Below are 22,186 nucleotides of genomic sequence, written 5' to 3' on the forward strand. Positions count from 1 at the left end.
GCCTCCCTGCACGGCGGCTGCCGAACTCTCTTCCTTCTCGACCCTTCTCGACGATTCTAGAGCGGAAAAGCGAAAGCTGTATGGCTTTCCGCCGATGCGCCGCTCACCCAAGTCGACCGCTCGGCACGACTGAGGCAAGGCATTCGGTTAGCGTCCGAGCAACCCGGCGAGCCAGCGCCGGTCAAGCACCGCCTCCAGTTCGCCCGCCACATCGTCCAGCGCGGCATCCACCGACTGGCGGTAGTTGCTGGCGCCGCCTTCGATGCCGAAGCTTTTCAGGAGTGCTGCGCGATAGGCGTCGCTCGAAAACAGGCCGTGCAGATAGGTGCCCATCACCCGGCCATCGGCAGACAGAGCCCCGTCGGCGCGGTCGTCGAGGCGCACGGACGGGCGGTCGCAATCCGCGCCTTCAGTCTTGCCCAGGTGGATCTCGTAGCCCTCGAGCGCCACGTCGTGCTCCAGCGACCAGGCATGGCTGTTGCGCACGGTCTTTTCCGGCGCCATCTCGGTTTCGACGTCGAGCAACCCCAGGCCCTCGACCTCCCGCTCGCCGCCTTCGATGCCGAGCGGATCGGTCACGCGCCGGCCGAGCATCTGGTAGCCGCCGCAGATGCCGATGACCCGGCCGCCGCGGCGCACATGGCGTTGAAGATCGCGGTCCCAGCCCTGCGCCCGGAAATCGATGAGATCGCCGATCGTCGATTTCGACCCGGGAATGACGACGAGGCCGGCATCGTCAGGGATCGGATGGCCCGACCGAACGAAGACGAGATCGATCTCGGGTTCGGCCGAAAGCGGATCGAGATCGTCGAAATTGGCGATGCGCGACAGCACCGGCACCGCAACCTTCAATGCCCGTCCCTCGCCCCGCGTCAGTTTCTCCAGCACGACCGAATCTTCCGCCGGTAGCCGTGCCGCTGCCTTGAGCCAGGGTACGACGCCGAAGCAGGGCCAGCCGGTGAAGCGGTTCACGGCGGCAATCCCGTCGTCGAACAGCGTCACGTCGCCGCGGAACTTGTTGATGAGATAGCCGGCGACCATGCGCCGGTCTTCCTCCGGCAGGATCGCATGCGTGCCGACGAGCGAGGCGATCACCCCGCCGCGGTCGATATCGCCGACGAGCACGACCGGCACGCCGGCGCGGGTCGCAAAGCCCATATTGGCGATGTCGCCGGCCCTGAGGTTGATTTCCGCCGGCGAGCCCGCGCCTTCCACCACCACGAGATCGGCGCCGGCCGAAATCTGCTCGAAGCTCTCCATCACCGCGCCAAGCAGCTTGGGTTTGAGCGCCTGGTACTCCCGACCCTTCGCCTGGCCGGCCACCTTGCCCTGGACGACGATCTGGCTGCCGACGTCGGACTGCGGCTTCAGGAGCACCGGATTCATGTGCACGGACGACGGCACGCGCGCAGCCAGCGCCTGGAGCCATTGCGCCCGGCCGATCTCGCCACCATCGTCGGAAACGGCGGCGTTGTTCGACATGTTCTGCGGCTTGAACGGACGGACCTTCAGGCCCTGGTTGGCAGCGAGCCGGCAGAGCCCCGCCACCAGTACCGATTTTCCGACATCCGAGCCGGTTCCCTGCAACATGATCCTGCGTGTCATGGGGCCATCGGTAACACTGAAACGCTCAGTGGCAAAGGTCTGTTTCGACACGATTTCGCCGCAATCGAGCCAGGGCGCTCACGCAATGTTTCGCGCCGTCGCAGGGCTTGTCGAAAACGCCGCGGCGGATGGCCAAAATGCGACATGGCATGGCGAGTTTGGCATTCATTTTTTTTGCGGCGCACACCTATATCACCGCCAGCACAACAAGCCCCGGAGGATAGGCCTCCGGCCTCTCAAGGTTCACGTCCATGCTGTACATTTTCAGCAAACCCAATTTCGTTCAGATCGCCTGGAACTCCAAGGTTCCGAACAGCCAGTCGCGCGTGCGCAACCTCGTGGCCGACGCGCCCTTCGGCCCGCTCGGCGTCATCCGCACGTCGAACGTCGGCTGACCCCGCGACCGGGGCATTCTTCTCCCCTCGGGGCTCGCCTCCCAGAGCTTCCTCCCACCGCCCCATCTGGGGCGGTTTTTTTGTGGCGACGATGGCCCAGAAATGCGAAGGCCGCATCAACCTCGACAGAGGGATGCGGCCGCCAAAAAACACCTGGTCACTTCGGAGTAACGCACCGAAGGTTCGCTCGGAGCCCGGGACGCTCTACCTGATCCGGACCCGCGGCAGTTCCCCCGCCGCGAGAGAACAATTAGCTGGACATCGTTACCGGATGGTTATTGAGGATTTAATCAAAGATGAATTCCGGCTTTTTTCGATTTTTTTTCGCGACATGCGCGCCAATCTCCGTGGCGCAATCACGATAGGAAAAGTCAGGATCTCGACAGGCTTCCCGATCGCGCGGCGCAGAGCGCCGTCTTTTGCGGCAGGAATTGTCGCTATTGCTTAAATTCGACCCTTCCCACGCTCATAAAACGCCCTTCGACCATGTCGCAGACAGAACGCGCGAGAAATGATCGCGACCCGACCTTCCGATTGAAGAGGTTGATTTCCCAGCGAGAATACTTAGGCTTGGCTGGCGGTATAAGAGGAGATTGGCTGGCGACAGGGTTCCGCGGCCAGGGCTGAAAACGAACTCCCACACCGTCCGCAGCAAGGGTGAACCTTGGCTTGTTTGATGCCGAACCCTCAGGCTGCACAGTTGCTCCGGGTGGCGGAGGATGTCCTGCATCCGCCGTGGATTCCCGTTTGGATATTGGCTGCAAAAAAGACTGGGAGGTCTTGCAACATGAAGAAACTCCTCGCTTCCACCATTCTCGCGGCGGGCCTCTATGCCCTGGCGGGTTCCGCGCAGGCCGCGGAATGCGGTGAAGTCAGCATTGCCGAAATGAACTGGGCTTCTGCCGGCGTTGCCGCCCAGGTGGACAAGTTCATTCTCGAAAACGGTTACGGCTGCACCGTGACGCTGGTCACCGGCGACACCATGCCGACCTTCGCCTCGATGAATGAAAAGGCGCAGCCAGACATGGCGCCGGAACTCTGGGTCAACGCCGTGCGCACGCCGCTCGACGCGGCGATCAAGGAAGGCCGGCTGATCGAGGCAGCAAAGATCCTCAGCGAAGGCGGCGTCGAAGGCTGGTGGATCCCGAAGTTCCTCTCCGACGCGCACCCGGACATCAAGACCGTACAGGACGCGTTGAAACATCCCGAGCTCTTCCCGGCGCCGGAAGACCCGACGAAGGCCGCGGTGCACAATTGCCCGTCCGGCTGGAACTGCCAGGTTTCGACCGCCAATCTCTATAAGGCGCTGGATGCGGAAAAGGCCGGATTCGTCCTGGTCGACACCGGTTCGGCCGCCGGCCTCGACGGCTCGATTGCCAACGCCTTCGAAAAGAAGACCGGCTGGCTCGGCTACTACTGGGCGCCGACCGCGATCCTCGGCAAATACGACATGACCCGCCTCTCCTTCGGCGTCGACCACGACAAGGCCGAATGGGACTCCTGCACGGCCGTTCCGGACTGCCCGGCCCCGAAGGTCAACTCTTACCCGGTCTCGGATGTCTTCACGGTCGTGACCAAGTCCTTCGCCGAAAAGGCCAGCGTCGCCATGGATTACGTCAAGGCGCGCAAGTGGGACAACGGCACGGTCAACAAGGTTCTTGCCTGGATGGATCAGAACCAGGGCACCAACGAGGATGCGGCCAAGCACTTCCTCGAAGAATTCCCTGACATGTGGACGCAGTGGGTGAGCCCGGAAGTGGCCGAGAAGGTCAAGGCGGCGCTCTGATACGTCATGATGGCAGGCGCGCCGTCGATGACGGCCGCCTTTCCGTTCCGGCATGATCCTGCGGAACGGAACAATGCAGCGCCCTTGCGGGTTCCGTTCGGGGGCGCATCGTTCCAGAGGCGGCGAAGCATGGCCGTCCGCGTCGCAAACAGTAAAGCGGGCGCCACATTTCGCTGACACAGTCTAAAGGCCGGGCCCAAAGAGGCCACTCGCAGTGTGCGCAGGACTCGACGCCAGTCGATGTCGGGACGCAGCCGGCTCGATAAAAGACTTCCGGCCAAGAAGGGGAAACATATGGCATCCATCTGCAGTGTCTTGCCAGCTTTGCTCTGCAAGTTCCCTGCCATTGACGACAGCACGATCCGCCTGGCACGCAAGACCGTCGACGACGGTTTCAAGAGCTTCGTTCGATCCTACGGAAACGCCATCGATACGGTGGTGCAACCGCTTCAATGGTTCCTGAATTATCTCGAAAGCCTGTTCGTCGGTTCGCCCTGGATCGTGATCCTGGCCGCCATGGTCGCGATCGTCTATTTCGGCAGCCGCAACATGGCCGTCACCATCGGAACGGCGCTGTCGATGATCGTCATCGGCCTTGTCGGGCTTTGGAACGACACGATGATCACGCTGGCGATGGTCACGGTCTGCACGCTGATTTCGATCCTGATCGGCATTCCGATCGGCATCCTCATGGCGCGGTCGGACCGGGTGCAGGCCTTCGTCAATCCCATCCTCGACGTCATGCAGACGATGCCGAGCTTCGTCTATCTGATCCCCGTCGTCATGGTTTTCGGCATCGGCAAGGTGCCGGGCCTGATCGCCGTCGTCATCTACGCCGTGCCGCCGATGATCCGGCTGACCAATCTCGGCATTCGCCTCGTCGACAAGGAAGTGCTGGAAGCGGCCGACGCCTTCGGCTCGTCCGGCTGGCAGAAACTGAAGAACGTGCAGATGCCGCTGGCTCTGCCGACCATCATGGCCGGCATCAACCAGACCATCATGATGTCTCTGGCGATGGTTGTCGTCGCTTCGATGATCGGCGTCGGCGGCCTCGGCAAGAACGTGCTGCAGGCAATCGCCAACCAGTTCTTCACCGTCGGCTTCCTCAACGGTTTTGCCCTCGTCGGTATCGCCATCATTTTCGACCGTACCAGCCAGGCCTTCGGCAAGCGGCTGCAGAAGCACTCGGAGGTTATCCATGGCTAGTCATGCAATCGAGGTGAAGAACCTCTACAAGATCTTCGGCCCCCGCGGCGGCGACTTCGTCGACGCCGTCAAGAAAGGCATGGGCAAGGCCGAGCTCAACGAGAAGCACGGCCACGTGCTCGGCCTGCAGGACATCAACATCTACATGCCCGCCGGCGGCGTCATGGTGGTCATGGGTCTCTCGGGCTCCGGCAAGTCGACGCTGATTCGCCACATCAACCGGCTGATCGACCCGACCGCAGGCGAAGTGCTCTATGACGGCGTCGACGTCTGCAAGATGAACGACGCCGACCTCCGGCAATTTCGCCGCCACAAGACGGCGATGGTATTCCAGAAGTTCGCGCTGCTGCCGCACCGCACCGTGCTCGACAACACGGTCTATGGCCTGGAAATCCAGGGCATCGAGCGCAAGGAGAGCGAAAAGCGCGCCCGACGCTGGATCGAGCGCGTCGGTCTCAAGGGCTTCGAGAACCACTATCCGAACCAGCTTTCAGGCGGCATGCAGCAGCGCGTCGGCCTCGCCCGCGCACTCACCAACGATGCCGACATCCTGCTGATGGACGAAGCCTATTCGGCGCTCGATCCGCTGATTCGCGTCGACATGCAGACCGTGCTTCTCGACCTGCAGAAGGAGCTGAAGAAGACCGTGGTCTTCATCACCCACGACCTCGACGAGGCGCTGCGCCTCGGCGACAAGATTGCCATCCTGCGCGATGGCCGGGTGGTGCAGCAGGGCACCGGCCAGGAGATCGTGCTTTCGCCGGCCGACGACTACATCACCGCTTTCGTCAAGGAAGTGAACCGCGGCCGGGTGATCAATGTCGAGACGATCATGCGTCCGCTTTCCGGCAATGCCGACGGCGTGCCGCTTGCGGCCGGCACGGTGCTGGAAGCGGCGGCGCGGACGATGACCGCCGCCCGCGTCGCGAGCGCCCATGTCGTCGATAGCAATGGCCGCCCGATCGGTGCGCTCGACCTTTCCACGGTCATCGCCGCCATGGTGACGCCGGTGAGCCACGAGGATCGCGCAGCGGCGTGATGCGATAGCGCGGCTTGGAGCAGCAAACTGCCCCTCATCCGCCTGCCGACACCTTCTCCCCGTCCCGACGGGGAGAAGGGACTCGCGGTGACGCCGCGTTTCAACTCAACACGCCCACCCATGACGGGACAGCCGCTTCTAATCGCTACAAAGGCAATGAGCGCGGCCGTTTCCTGCGTTCGCTCTATCACTGGCCTCTTGTCACTGGCGTTTGCCGTCGCCCTCGTCCCCTCGCCCCGCCTGCGGGGAGAGGGTTAGTCCTCGGGTTAAACCCGAGGAGAGGGGCAAGCCTCAGACGATCAGTTCGTCGTCATGGTGGCCGCCGCAACCGGTTCGACAGCGCTTGCGGCTTTTGCGGCCTCCTTCGGCGGCAGAAACTTGTCGAGCAGCGCGATCATGTCGTCGTCGCGCGATTGCGCCGTCTTGCCGCCCATGACGACGGCGACGAGGCGGGTGCCACCGCGCTTGGCCGAGGTGACGAGATTGTAGCCGGAGGCGTCCGTATAACCGGTCTTGATACCGTCGACGCCCTCGTAACGCTTCATCACGTTGTTATGGCCGCGCAGCTTCATGCCGCGAAATTCGATCGTCTTGTTGGCGAAGAGCTGGAACTCCTCGGGAAAGTCGCGCATCAGCGCCAGACCCAGCGTCGCCATGTCGCGCGCCGTCGTCACCTGGGCCGGGTCCGGCAGGCCGTTGGCATTCTTGAAGACCGTGCGGCTCATGCCGAGCGCCTTGGCCTTGCGGGTCATCATCTCGCCGAAGGCGGGCTCGTTCCCGGCAAGCGTCTCGCCGATGACGACCGCGGCATCATTGGCCGAAAGCACGACCATGCCCATGACCGCTTCGCGCACGGTGATCTGGCGCCCGGCGCCGACCGCCAGCTTGAACGGCTCCAGGCCGTTGGCATGTTCCGATACCGTCAGTTTCTGGTCCCACTTGAGCGTGCCGTTCTTCAGCGCCTCGAAGGCGAGATAGATCGTCATCATCTTCGTCAGCGACGCCGGAAAGTTCAGTTCGTCCGCATTGTCGGCCTCGAGGATCGAGCCGGTCTCGGCATTGACGACAAAATGCGCCTGTCCGGCGGCAGCAAAGGAAACGCTGCCAAGCAGCAGGCTCACGGAGACCGCGGCAGACGCGACCATACGGATAAGGGACTGCATATCGTGTTTTCTCGTTTCGACGCTATCGAACGACCTCGGGACGAAAATCGTGATCGAATTATGGAAGGCATGCCGCAGAACACGGCAACGGCCGCGTTTTCCACGGCCGAGACATTCCCGACCTCTTTACGGGCCCCACCCTTCTACGGGTATGAGACCCGGGCGGCAAGCACCTGCGGCAATCGGCGCGCAAATATCGGATCCTCAAGCTCCGGAGACCGAGACGCACACAGGCGTTTCACCGAGGTTTAACCTGATTGCGCCAAGGTGACGGCGCCCCCCTGCCCGACCAGCCCCGACCGGCGGCGTCGAACAGGGAGCCGCATTCGACGATGCCGCCCGCGTTGCGGCATCTGAGCTTCACCCGTTTCGGCGCCGCCATGCACTCGAACTCAGCCACGGCAGACCATTCCACCACGCGCCAGCGGGTGCCGGCGGCCTTCGACGCCGGATTGGCGGAGCTCGTTCAGGGTCTTGCCGCGCTGCTCTCGGGCCTTGGCCTGTTCCTCATCGTCTTCACGCTGATCCCGTTCCAGGGCGCGGTCGAGACCGATCCGAACGCGGCCAACGAAGGCAACATCGTCAACCAGGTCGGCTACCTGGTGCTTGGCGCGGTCTATCTTTTCGCCATGCTGCTTACGGTCGACAGGCGGATATTGGCCCGTCTGGTCTCGCCAAGCTGGATCGCGATCTTCGCGGTCGCCTATCTTTCCTGCCTGCAATCCTATGATCCCGCCGCATCTGCCCGCGGCCTGACGCTGAGCCTCATCGCGATGATCATGGTGGCGGGCGTGCTGGTGTTGCCGCGCAGCGAACGGGATTTCGTCAATGCCGGCGCCAACGCCATTCTGCTTTTGATCCTGATCGACTATGCCGCACTCTTCGTGGCGCCGGATCGCGCCGTTCATTCGGCCTTCGGCGACGAACCCTGGCATGCGGGCTTCTGGCGCGGGCATCTGTTGCACAAGAACGTCTCGGCGCCGGTTTTCTCCGTCCTCTGCATGTTCGGTATCTATTGCCTGCGCGCGGGCGCGCCGCTGCGCGGTTGGGCAATCACCCTGCTCGCGGCCAATTTCGTGCTGCACACCGGGTCGAAGACGACGATCGGCTTCCTGCCGATCGCGATCGGCCTGGTCTTTGCCGGCCGCGCGGTGCGCAGCCCCGGCCTGATGATCCTCGCCCACCTCGCCATGTCGGCTCTGGTCTTCGGCCTGACCCTCGGCACCATCTATTCCGACACGCTGCTTTCGATCACCAAGGCGCTGATCGACGATGCGACCTTCACCGGCCGCGACGACATCTGGAAATTCGCCAGCACCAGCATCGCCGAGCGCCCCTGGCTCGGCCAGGGCTATGCAAGCTTCTGGCTGTCGCCGGTCATCATGGGCATGGAAGCGAATTTCGAGGCGAGCTGGGACGTGCGCGGCATCGTCACCGGACACAACAGCTATCTCGACGCGGTGCTGATGTTCGGCGTGCCGGGCGGCATCCTCATGACGGCGCTCCTCTTCATCAAGCCGCTTTTCGATTACATGCGCGCCTATCGCCGCCCGCAGGCGCGGATCTTCGCCGATTTCTGCGTCATGGTGGTCATCTTCATGACCTATAACGCCATGCTCGAAAGCTTCTTCCTCAACCGCGCCGACCCGATGTGGCTTTTGACGGCGCTCGCCGTCTTCGGGCTTGGCCTTGCCGGGCGCATGAGCATGCGCGCCGAAGCGGCAACCGCCCAACGCTGACCGCTTGCCAAGACATAAACATATCTTTATATCTTACTACTGTTCATTTTAGCCGGGAAAAACCGATGACCGCAGCATCCAATGTCCTCTCCGCCCTGCTTGCCGAAAAAGGCATTCTTCTCGCCGATGGCGCCACCGGCACCTCGCTCTTCGCCATGGGGCTCGAAGCCGGCGAAGCGCCGGAACTCTGGAACGAGACGAAGCCGGAGAACATCACCAAGCTGCACCAGGACTTCGTCGACGCCGGCGCCGACATCATCCTTACCAACACCTTCGGCGGCACCCGCCATCGCCTGAAACTGCACCAGGCGGACGACCGCGTGCATGCGCTGAACAAGCGCGCCGCCGAGATCGCCCGCGCCGTTGCCGACAAGGCACCGCGCAAGGTCATCACCGCCGGCTCCGTCGGCCCGACCGGCGAACTGCTGATCCCGCTTGGCGCGCTTTCCTATGAGGATGCCGTTGCCGCCTTCGTCGAGCAGATCGAGGGCCTGAAGGCCGGCGGTGCCGAAGTCGCCTGGATCGAGACCATGTCCTCGCCGGACGAAATCCGCGCCGCCGCGGAAGCAGCCGCCAAGGTCGGCCTCCCCTACGTCTACACCGGCTCCTTCGATACCGCCGGCAAGACGATGATGGGCCTGCATCCCAAGGATATCCACGGTGTCGCCAGCGATCTCGGCAACGGCCCGGTCGCCGTTGGCGCCAATTGTGGCGTCGGCGCTTCCGACATCCTTTCCTCGCTGCTCGACATGACCGAAGCCGCCCCCGAGGCGACCGTCATCGTCAAGGGCAATTGCGGCATTCCGGAATTCCGCGGTTCCGAGATCCACTATTCCGGCACGCCGCCGCTGATGGCCGAATATGTGCGCCTGGCGGCCGATGCCGGCGCCAGGATCATCGGCGGCTGCTGCGGCACCACCTGCGGCCACCTCGCCGCCATGCGCGTCGCACTCGACGAACATGTGCGCCGCGAACGCCCGACGCTGGATCTGATCATCGAAAAGATCGGCCCCTTGCGCAACAAGACGGCCAATGAAACCGCCGCTGCCCCGAGCCGCGAGCGCCGCAGCCGCCGCGCCTGACCTACAGCGCCGCGCGTCTTATCGGACGCGCGAAGGTCGCTGTAGCACTTAGAGCAATTCCAGGAAAAGTGTGAAACGGTTTTCCGACCGGAATTGCGTAATTTCAAAAGGTTAGATCCTTTCACTGTTTCCATGAAACAGTGAAAGGATCTAGAATTGCTTGCATGTTTTTGTCCTTTAATCGGCTACGATTAAAGGAAATATGCAGCAGCAAGGCAGATCAACAAGCAGACGCCCCGGCATCGCATGATCCGGGGCGTTTGCTTTTGGGGGCCGGTGGAGAGCGGCCTGCAGCGGCGCGAGCCGTCAGAGGCGGGCGCCCTCGAAAGCCGGCGGGCCGACCGGCCGGCGCCACGAAAAGACATCGCTCTCCGCGGCGGCGACGAAGGAACGGTAGAAGTCGAAGGCACGCCCCATCTGGCGAGACCCTTGCTCGGAGAAATGTCCGAAGTCCTCGAAGAGCGGCACGCCCTTGTCCTCGACCTTGCAGCTATCCGCATCGCAGAGATAGTTCATGAAACTGACGACCGGATATTCGTCGGCGATATCGGCGACGACCTTCAGCACGTCGCGGTCGTATTTGCGCACGTCCTTCAGCGCCGGTTCGCAGCGCCGATCCGGTTGGCCGAGCAGCCGTGCCCTGGCAATGCAGAGGCCCGTATCGCGCCCGTCATGCGGTGTCGGTGCCACGAAGACGGCTTCGAAGCCGTTGGCTTTCAGCCAGGCAAGCGTCTCTCGCAGGCCCTCGCTGAGGACGCTCGTTCCCGACGGCACCTCCTTGTGGCCGTCGACGAGCACGGTTTCCTCCTGCAGATACTGGCTGAGCTGCGAGGAGAGAACGACGTAGCGGATCGAGCGGTTGGCGAGCAGGAAGCGGCGAACGTCGTCGTTGTAACGCACGCAATCCTGCGGCCAGTCGCGGCCGAGCCGGGGAACGACGGGCGCCAGATTGAGGAAGGGGCCGCAATTGTTCTTGGCAAGCTGCACCAGCCGCACGTCCGGCTTCGAGGCGATGACGCCGTCGACGAGGTGGCGGGCAAAGGAATCCCCCCAGACTGCGACCTCGGGCTTCGGGCTGGTGGCGCATCTCAGATCGGCGACGGCATCGCATTTCTTGCCAAGGCCGACGCTCGGCCGCGTCAACGCCGCCAACTCGCGGTTGCGGGCAACCAGTCCGTCCGAGCCATCGAAGCCGAAGCCGAGTGCGATCGCCGCCGACCCGGCGGCCAGCGTCGCGCCGAAGACGGCGGCGCGCCCGAAACGCTTGGGTTTGCGGAAGGGCTGCTCGACGAAGCGCCAGCTGAGATAGGCCAGCGCGAAGCACAACACGATCAGCAGCGCATAGCCTCCGGCCGGGATGCCATCGATCGCCCTCAGCCGCGCGAAGGCGAAGACCGGCTGGTGCCACAGATAAAGGCTGTAGCTGACGAGGCCGATCGCCACCAGCGGCTTCAGCGACAGCAACCGGCCGACGGCGGTATCGCCGCGGGCAAAGGCAAGGACGAGCGCCGTACCGAGCACCACGGGCACCGTCGTCCAGCCGGGAAAGAAGGCGGATTCCGGAACGAAGAGATAGCTCGCGACGATCGCCGCCAGGCCAAGCGCCGAAAGCATTTCGCGGCGCACTTTTGCCAGATCGAGCCTCTCGGCGCTGACAAGCGCCAGACCCGCACCCACGCCGAGCTCCCAGAAGCGGCTGGGCAGGAGATAGAAATTCGCGGCCGGATCGGCGCGTGCCAGAAGCTGCGTCATGGCGAAACTCAAGGCCACGAGAGCCAGCACGACCTTCAGGGCCATTGCCGCAGACGCGCGGCGCAGCCCGAGCAGGAGCAGCGGAAAGACGACATAGTACTGCTCCTCGACCGCCAGAGACCAGGTGTGCAGCAGCGGCATCAGCTCGGTGCTCGGCGCGAAATAGCCCGTCTGACCCCAGAACAGGAAATTCGAGGCGAAGAAATTCACCGCATAGAGGCTCTTGCCGAAATTGTTGAGCTCCTCCGGCAGCATCCACATCAGCGCGAAGGGAATAGAGACCGCGCAAACCAGCAGCAACGCGGGCGCGATCCGGCGGGCTCGCCGCTCGTAGAAGCGGACGACGCTGAAGCTGCCGTCGCGGATTTCTCGGTGAATGATCGAGGTAATCAGAAAGCCGCTGATGACGAAGAAGACGTCGACGCCGGCAAAACCACCGGCAAGGAGGCCGAAACCGGCATGGAACAGGAGGACTGGCACGACGGCTAACGCGCGCAGTCCATCGATTTCGGGTCTGTATTGCATCAATAGGAAATACTCGGCGGCATGTGCCGCTCGTTAACACGGGCCCCACCATCAGAGCCACAGCAGCGCCGTGTATATCCACATTTGTGCGCTTTCTAGGGCACGGACGGCCGACGGAGCCCGCGGGCGTGCCGTCCGCCGCCGATCGGCAGCCTTGCGCTCCTACGCGGGCGCGCGGTGTTCATCGAGGAGATGCCGCCGCCAGGCATCGAGACCGATCTCGATATCCTTGCGGCCGAAGCCGACACGGAAGCGATCGGTTACGACCGGCAGGAGATCCGAAACGAAGAGGCTCGACGGCAGGAGCAGAACGCCCGATTCCTCCACCAGCCGCCGGCAATGGGTCTCGACGCCATCGGCGCCGCGATAGCGGGCAAAACCGACGCAGCCCCCGTCCGGTGCCCGCCATTCATAGAGATCGGGATATTCGGCGAAGAAGGCCGAGAGCTTGTCCAGATTGGTGGCAACCAGCGCCCGGTTGCGGTCGAGGATCGTCTCGCGGGCCTTGAGCGCGATGGTCGCCAGCACTTCCGATGGGCGCGAATTGCAGATCGACAGGTAGTGCTTCATCTTCTCCATGCGCTCCAGCAGTGCATGGTCGCGGCAGGCGATCCAGCCGATCCTGAGGCCCGGAAGCCCATAGGCCTTGGACATGACATTCAGCGAAATGCCGCGCTCGAAGAGTTCTGCCGCCTGCGGCAGGCACAGCGACGGGTCGCGCTCCAGCCCACGATAGACCTCGTCGCTGAAGAGATGGATGCCGCGCTCGGCGCAGAGGCTCGCCAGCGCCCGGAACGTTTCCTGGTTGGCAATGGCGCCGGTCGGGTTGTTGGGGAAGTTGACGCAGATCAGCCGGGTGTTGGGCTTCAGCGCGGCGCGCACATCGGCGATATCGAGCCGCCAATTGTTTTCCGGCCGGAGCGGCACACCGGTGACGGCGCCGGCGATCGTTACCGGCAAAGTCTCCATCGACTGGTAGTTGGGCACCGTCACGATCGCGTGGTCCTCCGGCCCGAGCAGCGCCAGCATGGCGCAATAGAGCCCCTCCTCCGCTCCGGCGAAGCAGAGGATGTCGGCGGCCGAAAGCCCCTCATAGGTGGCGGCGATCGCCGCCCGGAGCGCCGGCGCGCCATAGGTCTCGGTATAGCCGAGCGCGATGTTTTCCCAGGCGGCGCGATCCTCGTCGTCGGCAAGTGCCAGCAGTTCGCGCATGCTGATCGTCTGGCTGTCGCTCGCGGTCATGTGGTGGCGCGCATTGAACTCCCAGCGCGAAAAATGGGTTTCGAGCCGGAAATCGGGCAAGGTCGTCATGGAAGTCTCCTCCTCGGGCGCCGACGGCGCGCGAAACGGTTTGCGGATCCGGCAATTCCGGCGGGACGCGGAGCGCGTCTCCGTCCGGAATGCGCGCGTTTCATTCAGGGCGCCTCGCCGCGCGCCGCAGCGAGGTAATTGTAGATCGAGGCGCGCGAGGCGCCGATGAGGCTTGCAAGATGGTCGACGGCGTTGCGTGTCTCGAACAGTCCGCGTGCGTCGAGCGCCGCTACCAGCGCCACGCGATCGCCGCGCTTCAAGGCTGAGAGCGCCAGCCCCCTCTCCTTCAGCCAGCCATGCAGCGTCGCATTGATCTCCTCGCGCCAATCCCGCGCAAAGAGCGCCTGCGGCCTTGGCTGCTCGGCGCCGGCGAAAGCCGAAAGCAGCTTCACCGCCGTATCGATCATCGACATATCCAGATTGATGCAGAGCAGGCCGACCGCTTCGCCCGTCCCATCGCGCAGCACGGCGGAGATCGACTTGAAGCGCCGGCCATCGGCGCCGGTCTTTTCATAGGGGCCGAGCACGGCGTCGGCACTGCCGACCGCGGCGAACTCTTCCTCGATCAGCGAATCTTCGCCGACCGTGCGCCCGGAAAAGCAGTTCCAGATCCCCGCGATCGTACCGGTCTTCAGGTCATGCAGCACGACCTCTCCATGCGGATAGAGCAAGGCGCTGATCGCAGCCGCCGTCGGCGCATGCGTGGCGAGGATGGAGGCGAAGGCGGGTGCAATGGTCATGGGCCGCTTATTGCCGGATTTGGATTTATTGTCAATATTGGACAAATTGTTCAATTGCAGCCCTTGCGCCACAGCTTGCGCACCGATGGCCGCTGGCCTATCCCCGATGGCAAAGAGATTCGTTCAGCGACCGTGTGCGCCCCACAGAACGCGCCGCGCGGTCGGAAACGCAGACGGGGTGACACCGACATGAACGCTGGCCCAGCTTCCTTTCCCGACCGCGACACCGTTGCCGAAAAGCTCCATGCATTCGGTGAAGCGGACCAGTCCTTCCTGCGCCTGCTGATGGAAAACCCGGAGCAGGACGAGCGGTTGATGGACGGCCTCTACCGTCACCTCGACCTCGCCTCCGAAGCAAGGTTCCTCAACTCGCTGAAGCTGGAAAGGCTCGGCCAGTGGCTGGGCAGCGAAGCGCCGGCGCGCCTGCAGATGCGCCTGACGGAAGCCGGCCGCTCCAGCCAGCACGCCGCCTATCAGGCCTTCAAGGCGGGTCTTTCGAAGTCCGGCGGATTGGAGCGCGCCTTTCCGAAGGCTTGATATAAGGCGCACGCTCGTTGCCGAATCAAATTGACTTGATGACGGAAAGGGTGGTTGCCCCTCACCTCGCGCAACCTGACAAATGCCCCTCACTGTCCTGCCGGACATCTCTCCCCGCATGCGGGGAGAGAACCGCTGGGCGCACCCTCCGCGCCCGACCTCGGCGTTCCATTGCCCGATCACAGTCTGGGCGAGACCGTCACCGCTTGGTTCCTTCTCCCCGTCATGACGGGGAGAAGGTGCCGGCAGGCGGATGAGGGGCTTCCCTCACCGCATGGATGAGGGGCTTCCCTCACCGCGTGGATGAGGGGCTTCCCTCACCGCATGGATGAGGGGCAGATCCGGCGACCTCAATTCTTCGAACTGCCGAGCCCCTTGGCCAGCCGCACAACATTGACGAACTCGCCGCGATAGCCGAACGGATCGGCGCCCTTTGAAGCAGCGGCAAGGTCGATGATCGAGTCGTAGGAATAGTCGGCCAGGGCCGTCACGCCCGAGAGCTTCTGCCCAAAGGCCGCAACCGCGACGGAGAAGCGGACGTCGGTGGGCGCCTCGGCGAGCGACGGCACCGCATTGGCCTCGGTCACCGGCGTGGTGATCAACTCGCTCCTGTCGCCGTCCGGCTTCTTGTAGCGGATCTTCAGGAAGGCGAGCTCGCCGCTGTTCGGGCTTGCTTCTGCCCCCGGCTTCTCGGCCGTCGCATAGCGCAGGTCGTCGTTCAGCACCGCCGGGCTGCCCTTCGGCGTCACCTCGTAGATCGCCGTCACGCTGTGGCCGGAGCCGATGTCGCCGGCATCCACCTTGTCGTTGTTGAAGTCTTCGCGCTTCAAGGCGCGGGTCTCGTAGCCGATCAGGCGGTATTCGGCGATCGCCGTCGGGTTGAACTCGACCTGCAGCTTGACGTCCTTGGCGATCGCAAAGAGCGACGAGCCCGCCTCCTCCACCAGCGTCTTCTGCGCCTCGGCCAGCGTATCGATATAGGCGGCGGTGCCATTGCCGTTCTGGGCGATCGTCTGCATCAGCGCGTCGTTGTAATTGCCACGGCCGAAGCCGAGCACCGAAAGGAAGATGCCGCTCCTGCGCTTCTCCTCGATCAGCCGCTTCAGGTCCTCGTCGCTCGACGGGCCGACGTTGAAATCGCCATCGGTCGCCAGCATGACGCGGTTGACCCCGCCCTTGACGAAAGCCTTCTCGGCGAGCGCGTAGGCGGCATCGATGCCCTCGGCACCGGCGGTCGAGCCGCCGGGCTGCAAGGTATCGATGGCCGCAAGGATCTTCGCCTTGTCCTTGACCGTGGTCGGCTCCAGCACCGTTCCGGCATTGCCGGCATAGGTGACGATCGAGACCGTATCCTCGGGCTTCAGCTTTTCGACGAGCAGCCGGAAGGCGCTCTTCAACAGCTGCAGCTTGTCCGGCTCGTCCATGGAGCCGGAAACGTCGATCAGGAAGACGAGGTTCGTCTTCGGCGCCTCCGCCGGCACGACGTCATAACCCTTGATCGCCACGTGCATCAGCCGCGTGCCGCCGTTCCACGGCGTCGGCGTTACTGTCACCGTCGCCTTGAAGGGTTCGGCAGCGGTTACCGGCCGCGGCCAGTCATAGGGGAAGTAGTTGACCATCTCCTCGACGCGCACGGCGTCGGGCTCCGGCATCTGTCCTTCCATCAGCGAGCGGCGCACGAAGGCATAGGATGCCGTGTCGACATCGATCGAGAAGGTCGAGACCGGATCGGTGGCAACGCTTTTCACCGGATTGCTCTCGGCCTTGCCGAAGCGCTCGCGGTTTTCCTCAGGTGCGGCGAGCAATTCGTGCCGAGCGACCGGCGCCGGCAGAAAGGTCATCTGCGGCTGCACGGCACCGACGGCAGAGAGCGGGGCGGCGCTGTCGCTCGCCATGCGGTTGGCGAGCGCGTCGGCTTCCGCGGACACTGCAGCTTCGCTCTCGGCCTGTACGGCAGCCGGCGCCTCCACGGTTCTCGCTTCCCGTTGGCGCGCGAGTTCGGCGGCCGCTTTCTTCGCAGCCGCCTGCGGTTCCGCCTCCTGCCTCGGCTGATCCTTCAGCGCAATCTCCTGCGCGCTCTCGCCGAAGGGCGCACCGTTGCGCGTCAGTTCGAGCGTCAGAAAGGCGGCGGCGGGCACGACCAAGAGGGTGGCCAGTGCCGATCCGGCAAGCAGTTTCCGGTTCATGATGGGGCTCCATATCCGGTTGAAGATGGAGCTTTGACGAACCGGCCGGGCCGATCCTTGGGTGGAGGTTGCATTTTCTTGCTGCTCGTCGAAGGCCTGCATGGCGGCGGCGAGCGCGCGGGCGCGCGCCTGCCGAGAAGCCTTCGGCGGGTTGAGCCCGCCAAGCTTTTCGAAATCGTCGCTCATGGTCACACTGCCTCCTTGCCAAGCACTGTCTTGAGGCGCTTGCGCGCCTCGTGCACATGCCAGGATATGGTTGCCTCCGAACAGCCGAGCACGTCGGCCGCAGCTGCGTGGCTCAGCCCCTCGGCATAGACGAGCAGCACCGCGTCGCACTGTTTTTCCGGCAGTTCGCGCACTGCCGCCCAGAGCGCCTCGCGCTGCTCCTCGTCGGGATCCTGGGGCTGCGCGATCGTCACCTGCTCGCTGGCATAGGCCTGCAGCCGCCGGTCGTCGCGCGCCTGCCGCCTCTTGTGGTCACGCGCGGCATTCAGCGTCAGCGTATAGAGCCAGGTGCGAAACCGGCTGGTGCCGCGAAAGCCGCGGATCGCGCTGCCGAGACGCAGGCACACCTCCTGGGCGATATCGTCAGCATCCGAGACATCGCCGGACCAGCGCCAGGCGACCGCATGGACAAAATCATAGTGCCGCTCGACCAGCTGGCCAAAGGCCTGCCGGTCTCCATTCACCGCCTTTTCGACGAGTTCAGCGTCCAAATCCGTGCCCGCCCTCACCTCATTTGAACCTTAGACGTTGCAGGCAAACCATTCCTTGGGTGGAAAGAAGATTTTTTTATCGGGATCAGGAAAAGTGCCTGCGGTTTCCGGCCGCATCCCGCGCCCAAAGAACGTCAGCGTGGAAATTTCCCGACGACGGCGATCATCGGCCCCAGCGGAAACAGCCGATCATGGCGGTTGATCTCGGGCGCATAGACGCTGGAAATCGTGCCGTCGAGAAACAGCGCATTGGGGCAATCCAATGTGTCACGAAAGAGCGTCGCGAAATCGTGGAACCGCACCGGGCGTTTGGAGACGACGAAGACCACCTCTCCTTTGGCCGTCACGCCGACGCCGTTGCGGGTCTTGAAGCTGGTGCTATCGGGCAGGAAACGCGGATGCAGCTTGCCGTCGATCACCAGCATCGGCCCGGATTGGGTGGCGAAGCGTGGGGCAATCCCGGCGTCGCGATAGGCGTCCGCCGCCATCACCCCCGCCTTGCCGTCACCGACATAGAAGACCCCGTTCGGCAGCAGGTGGAAATTGCCCCAGCCGGTATTGGTGTTGAGCGGCGCCTGCTCGCGCCCCTCCTCGATGTGCAGGCCGACCGGCGACAGATCCTCGTGAAACATGCCGCCATTCATCGCAAAGGCCATGTATTCGTCACGGTGGCGCAATTCGAGCGATAGCGCCCGGAAGGAGCGGAAGGGAACGCCGGCCTGGTCCTTGTTGTAGAGGCGGATATCGCTTGTCGCCGGATCGAAGCTGCAGGCGACATAGTCCCGGCCGAGATGGCTGACGTCGCGGCAGGCGCCGAGCGCGGGCCCGGCAAGACCGGCGGAGAGAACGGCGCCGACGAGAAAAGGTTTGGGAAAAAGCGGCATGGCAAAAGGTCCAATCGAATCAGAGACCAAGCATCACGGAGATTGCGGCGGTTCTGGCGCAGCGCCAGCGAAAGTCGTCAGCCGCCCGCAAGCAGCCCCATGGCCATGACGAGGCCGAAGCATCCGGCGGCGGCGGCCAGCCCGAAGATCACGCACAGGCAGGCAAGCCCCCCGACGCCCATCAGCACGTAGGAGCCGGGATCGCGATTGAGCACGTCCTGCGACAGGGAAAGCAGGAGCCGCTTTTCCCTGAGCGTCGTGGCAAGCTTGACCGCGTGACGCTTCGCCTCCTTCTGCACCTCGCTGAAATTGTTGCCAATCGCCAGGAAGGTGAAGAACAGGCCAAGGGCGCTGACGGTCAACGCGAACTTCCGGAGCAAATTGATCGCATCGGGAAGGAGATCGCTTGCCAGCACCGAACGGTCCACCAGCGCGTCGAAGCCCGCGATGCAGGCGGCGATGACGGCCGCGTGGCCGGCGCCGATCGCCAGCAGGCGCTTGAACGCTTCCTCCAGGATCTGGCTGTTTGCGGCGTGGATACTGTCGAGACGGGAGATCTGCGCTTCCACTTCCTCGCGCGAGAGGTGCGGAGGATAGTTGCTCACGGATACGACTGGGCTGCCTCTCATACGATGGACTCCAACGCCACGCCGTCCAGATCGGTGTAAATTCGATAATATTATCTTTCCAGGACATCTCCAATTTTAGTCATTTTGGAGATTTCCACCATCTTTGCGGGCAAAGACGGCAATGCGGTCGCGTCTCATGCGTGAAATCGAGACGCAGGCTAGGTCCTTTCACTGTTTCATGGAAACAGTGAAAGGACCTAGCCTTTTGAAATTACGCAATTCCGGACGGAAAACCGTTTCACACTTTTCCTGGAATTGCTCTGAAAACCGCACATGGTTTCCGCTCAAAGCTCGAGCGCCGCCATATGGAAACGGAGCTGCTCCAAGGGATAGCGATAGGCGTCCCCAACAGGACAGGCATCACGCGAGAGACAGCCTGTCGCGAGGCAGCCCGCCCTGCCCGCTTCGTTGCGCAGATGGCCGCGACAGAGGCCGACATCGAAGCGCTCATCGGCAAGCGCGTTTGCCGGACAGGCCGAGATGCAGGGCTTCTCGAGGCAGCGATCGCAAGGGTGCGCCTCCATGCGCTCGCCCGTGTCGCTCAGTGCCATTTCGAGCCCGAGCGCGCCGCGATAGCCGTGCCAGAGCCCGTAACGCGGATGGATGAGGATGCCGAGCGGCGACGCCTTCAGGCCCTCCGCCCGCATCGCCCATTGCTGGAACGGCTGCCAGGGCGGATCGGACGGGAAATAGGCGGTGGCGCCGCACGCTTCGGCGATCGGCCCGATCACCGCCTTCGACCAGGTATCGAGTGGATCGGCACCGCCGCGATCCGGCAGGCCATCCCGCCAGGCGCTGAAGGCTGGCCAGAGCGAGCCGCCGATATTGCCGACGAGCAGCACGCTTGCCGCCCGCCGCCCATCGGAAAGCAGCGGCGCTGCCTCTGCGGAGGAGAAGTTCAACGCTCCACGCACAAAAAGTCCGTGCGGCGCCAGCGCCGCACGGACCATCTCGATAAGCTTGTCCGCTGTCGCGGAAGGCGCCGTCATTTCGGTTTCGGCCCCTGGTGTTCGTAGTGCGGGCGCCAGACCTCCTTCTGGATCATGTCAGCCACCTGCGCCGCTCCGCCTTGCTCCCTGGCGCGCTCGGGAGCCTTTCAGGTGAAGGCGTCCGGCATCGAGTCCTTGCGGCTCGCGATATAGGCCTTGAGCTTTTCGTCGATCTCCGGATCGAGGTAAGGCGCCTCGTAATGTTCCAGCCAGGTGCGGGCGAGCGCATTGGCGCGCTGCTCGATGCGCTTTTCGCCTTCCACTTCCCACTGTTCGAAGGAGTTGTTGTCGGCAAGCGGCGAACGGTAGAAGGCGGTCTGGAAGTTTGCCTGGGTATGGGCGCAGCCGAGATAGTGGCTGCCCGGACCCACTTCGCGGATCGCGTCGAGCGCCTGGGCGTTTTCCGAGAGATCCACGCCTTCGGCCATCTTCTGCATCATGCCGAGCTGGTCCTGGTCGATCATGAACTTCTCGTAGGACGAGACGAGACCGCCTTCCAGCCAGCCGGCCGCATGCAGCACGAAATTGGTGCCGGCAAGCAGCGTCATGTTCAGCGTATTGGCCGATTCGTGCGCTGCCTGCGCATCCGGAACCTTGGAGCCGCAGAGCGAGCCGCCGGTACGGAAGGGAAGCTTCAGGCGACGGGCGAGCTGGGCCGCGCCGTAGGAGACGAGCGACGGCTCCGGCGTGCCGAAGGTCGGCGCACCCGACTGCATCGAGATCGAGGCGGCAAAAGTGCCGAAGAGCACCGGCGCACCCTTGCGGATGAGCTGGGTGAACGAGGCGCCGGCGAGAACTTCGGCGAGGATCTGCGTCAGCGTGCCGGCAACCGTCACCGGGCTCATGGCGCCGGAGAGGATGAAGGGCGAAAGCACGCAGGCCTGGTTGTGGCGGGCATAGACCTTCAGCGCCCCCACCATGGTCTCGTCGAAGACCATCGGCGAGTTGGCGTTGATGAGGTTCAGCGTGACGCAGTTGTTTTCAACGAAGTCGTCGCCGAAGACGATCTTTGCCATGGCGATCGTGTCTTCCGCCCGCTCCGGCGCCGTCACCGAGCCCATGAAGGGTTTGTCGGAATATTTGATATGGCTGTAGACCATATCGAGGTGGCGCTTGTTCACCGGGATATCGACCGGCTCGCAGACCGTGCCGCCGGACGAATGCACCGACGGCGCCATATAGGCGAGCTTCACGAAATTGCGGAAATCCTCGATCGTCGCATAGCGCCTGACACCATCGAGGTCGCGCACGAAGGGTGGGCCGTAGACCGGCGCGAAGATCGTCGCCTTGCCGCCGACCTGGGCGCTGCGTTCAGGGTTGCGGGCGTGCCAGGTGAATTCCGAGGGCGCGGTCTTCAACAGTTCGCGGCAGAGCCCCTTGGGGAAATGAACGCGCTGGCCGCGCACATCGGCGCCGGCTTCTTTCCACAGTTCGAGCGCCTCGGCGTCGTCGCGGAACTCGATACCGATTTCCTCCAGGATCGTGTCGGCATTGCGCTCGATGAGCTGCAGGCCTTCCTCGTCGAGGACCTCGTATTCGCGAATCTTGCGCTGGATATAGGGCAGAGACGGCCCCGGACCGCCGCCGGTGCGCGACGCACGCCGCGCTGCCGCTCCCCGTCCCTCGCCACGCGCGCGGCGGCCGCCGCCTTCACCCGCGCCCTGATCTGTTACGTCGCTCATTCGCTTTTCCTCTCCCGCGCATCACTTCTTGCGCCTTCAAGCATGGATTGGCCCTAATGCTACCAAGCATCGGGGTCCTTGCGGGTCTCAATGCGCCAAGGAGTGGCGCAACTCGAACACTACCGAGAAGCGATCCCACGACGCCAAAAACCGCGTGGCGCGAATATATTGTTTTTGTTAAGAATATGCAGGCGTCAAAAGAAGCTGCTCTCCCGTCGCT

19 protein-coding genes are annotated in these 22,186 nt (G+C 63.6%); 8 read left to right on the forward strand and 11 right to left on the reverse strand.

What is annotated here, in order from left to right:
- Nucleotides 1-147 precede the first annotated feature (147 nt).
- Nucleotides 148-1,605 carry a cobyric acid synthase gene (locus BHMPCIPO_RS11245; RefSeq protein WP_173516818.1) on the reverse strand — a complete coding sequence of 486 codons (1,458 nt, stop codon included), beginning with the start codon at nucleotides 1,603-1,605 and terminating at the stop codon, nucleotides 148-150.
- A 251-nt stretch (nucleotides 1,606-1,856) separates the two neighbouring features.
- Between BHMPCIPO_RS11245 and BHMPCIPO_RS11250 the strand changes: the two genes are divergently transcribed.
- The 5 genes from BHMPCIPO_RS11250 (at nucleotide 1,857) to BHMPCIPO_RS11270 (ending at nucleotide 6,031) form a co-directional block, all read left to right on the forward strand.
- Nucleotides 1,857-2,000, forward strand: coding sequence for a hypothetical protein (locus tag BHMPCIPO_RS11250; protein ID WP_173516819.1), 144 nt, complete (start codon nucleotides 1,857-1,859; stop codon nucleotides 1,998-2,000).
- Nucleotides 2,001-2,082: 82 nt separating this feature from the next.
- Nucleotides 2,083-2,448, forward strand: a complete 366-nt coding sequence (locus BHMPCIPO_RS11255; protein WP_173516820.1) for a hypothetical protein — start codon at nucleotides 2,083-2,085, stop codon at nucleotides 2,446-2,448.
- 339 nt (nucleotides 2,449-2,787) lie between these two features.
- Nucleotides 2,788-3,786: an ABC transporter substrate-binding protein gene (locus tag BHMPCIPO_RS11260; protein ID WP_173516821.1), complete on the forward strand. Its 999-nt coding sequence runs from the start codon at nucleotides 2,788-2,790 to the stop codon at nucleotides 3,784-3,786.
- A gap of 294 nt (nucleotides 3,787-4,080) precedes the next feature.
- Entirely contained in the window at nucleotides 4,081-4,992 is a 912-nt protein-coding gene (locus BHMPCIPO_RS11265) for an ABC transporter permease (RefSeq protein ID WP_173516822.1), read from the forward strand.
- A complete protein-coding gene (locus BHMPCIPO_RS11270) occupies nucleotides 4,985-6,031 on the forward strand; it encodes a quaternary amine ABC transporter ATP-binding protein (RefSeq protein WP_173516823.1) in 1,047 nt (348 codons plus the stop codon). The genes BHMPCIPO_RS11265 and BHMPCIPO_RS11270 overlap by 8 nt, the downstream gene beginning before the upstream one ends.
- Nucleotides 6,032-6,330: 299 nt before the next feature.
- Here BHMPCIPO_RS11270 and BHMPCIPO_RS11275 read toward each other — a convergent pair whose 3' ends face one another.
- Complete coding sequence (locus tag BHMPCIPO_RS11275) at nucleotides 6,331-7,194, reverse strand: D-alanyl-D-alanine carboxypeptidase family protein (RefSeq protein ID WP_173516824.1); 864 nt, start codon at nucleotides 7,192-7,194, stop codon at nucleotides 6,331-6,333.
- A 332-nt stretch (nucleotides 7,195-7,526) separates the two neighbouring features.
- Here BHMPCIPO_RS11275 and BHMPCIPO_RS11280 point away from each other — a divergent pair, with 332 nt between their 5' ends.
- Nucleotides 7,527-8,933 carry an O-antigen ligase family protein gene (locus tag BHMPCIPO_RS11280; protein ID WP_173516825.1) on the forward strand — a complete coding sequence of 469 codons (1,407 nt, stop codon included), beginning with the start codon at nucleotides 7,527-7,529 and terminating at the stop codon, nucleotides 8,931-8,933.
- Between the two features lie 65 nt (nucleotides 8,934-8,998).
- Complete coding sequence (bmt, locus tag BHMPCIPO_RS11285; protein ID WP_173516826.1) at nucleotides 8,999-10,015, forward strand: betaine--homocysteine S-methyltransferase; 1,017 nt, start codon at nucleotides 8,999-9,001, stop codon at nucleotides 10,013-10,015.
- 306 nt (nucleotides 10,016-10,321) lie between these two features.
- Here bmt and BHMPCIPO_RS11290 read toward each other — a convergent pair whose 3' ends face one another.
- From BHMPCIPO_RS11290 to BHMPCIPO_RS11300, 3 genes are all read right to left on the reverse strand, one after another.
- Nucleotides 10,322-12,292, reverse strand: a complete 1,971-nt coding sequence (locus BHMPCIPO_RS11290; protein WP_173516827.1) for an acyltransferase family protein — start codon at nucleotides 12,290-12,292, stop codon at nucleotides 10,322-10,324.
- Between the two features lie 162 nt (nucleotides 12,293-12,454).
- Complete coding sequence (locus BHMPCIPO_RS11295; RefSeq protein ID WP_173516828.1) at nucleotides 12,455-13,603, reverse strand: aminotransferase class I/II-fold pyridoxal phosphate-dependent enzyme; 1,149 nt, start codon at nucleotides 13,601-13,603, stop codon at nucleotides 12,455-12,457.
- 104 nt (nucleotides 13,604-13,707) lie between these two features.
- Complete coding sequence (locus BHMPCIPO_RS11300) at nucleotides 13,708-14,343, reverse strand: helix-turn-helix transcriptional regulator (protein WP_173516829.1); 636 nt, start codon at nucleotides 14,341-14,343, stop codon at nucleotides 13,708-13,710.
- Nucleotides 14,344-14,532: 189 nt separating this feature from the next.
- Here BHMPCIPO_RS11300 and BHMPCIPO_RS11305 point away from each other — a divergent pair, with 189 nt between their 5' ends.
- Nucleotides 14,533-14,880 carry a hypothetical protein gene (locus BHMPCIPO_RS11305; protein ID WP_173516830.1) on the forward strand — a complete coding sequence of 116 codons (348 nt, stop codon included), beginning with the start codon at nucleotides 14,533-14,535 and terminating at the stop codon, nucleotides 14,878-14,880.
- Between the two features lie 350 nt (nucleotides 14,881-15,230).
- On the opposite strand, the gene BHMPCIPO_RS11310 is transcribed toward BHMPCIPO_RS11305, so the two are convergent.
- The 6 genes from BHMPCIPO_RS11310 to BHMPCIPO_RS11335 form a co-directional block, all read right to left on the reverse strand.
- Complete coding sequence (locus BHMPCIPO_RS11310; RefSeq protein WP_173516831.1) at nucleotides 15,231-17,252, reverse strand: vWA domain-containing protein; 2,022 nt, start codon at nucleotides 17,250-17,252, stop codon at nucleotides 15,231-15,233.
- A 2-nt stretch (nucleotides 17,253-17,254) separates the two neighbouring features.
- Complete coding sequence (locus BHMPCIPO_RS11315) at nucleotides 17,255-17,782, reverse strand: RNA polymerase sigma factor (RefSeq protein WP_173516832.1); 528 nt, start codon at nucleotides 17,780-17,782, stop codon at nucleotides 17,255-17,257.
- A 134-nt stretch (nucleotides 17,783-17,916) separates the two neighbouring features.
- The gene (locus tag BHMPCIPO_RS11320) at nucleotides 17,917-18,666 is read right to left on the reverse strand and encodes a phosphodiester glycosidase family protein (protein ID WP_173516833.1); all 750 of its coding nucleotides are present in this window, start codon (nucleotides 18,664-18,666) and stop codon (nucleotides 17,917-17,919) included.
- Nucleotides 18,667-18,743: 77 nt separating this feature from the next.
- Nucleotides 18,744-19,295, reverse strand: a complete 552-nt coding sequence (locus BHMPCIPO_RS11325; protein WP_173516834.1) for a hypothetical protein — start codon at nucleotides 19,293-19,295, stop codon at nucleotides 18,744-18,746.
- A 284-nt stretch (nucleotides 19,296-19,579) separates the two neighbouring features.
- Complete coding sequence (locus BHMPCIPO_RS11330; protein ID WP_173516835.1) at nucleotides 19,580-20,284, reverse strand: 4Fe-4S dicluster domain-containing protein; 705 nt, start codon at nucleotides 20,282-20,284, stop codon at nucleotides 19,580-19,582.
- Nucleotides 20,285-20,391: 107 nt separating this feature from the next.
- Entirely contained in the window at nucleotides 20,392-21,966 is a 1,575-nt protein-coding gene (locus BHMPCIPO_RS11335; protein ID WP_173516836.1) for a trimethylamine methyltransferase family protein, read from the reverse strand.
- Between the last annotated feature and the right edge of the window lie 220 nt (nucleotides 21,967-22,186).

Origin of the sequence: Ensifer sesbaniae (genome assembly GCF_013283665.1) — a bacterium.
GTDB lineage: Bacteria > Pseudomonadota > Alphaproteobacteria > Rhizobiales > Rhizobiaceae > Ensifer > Ensifer sesbaniae.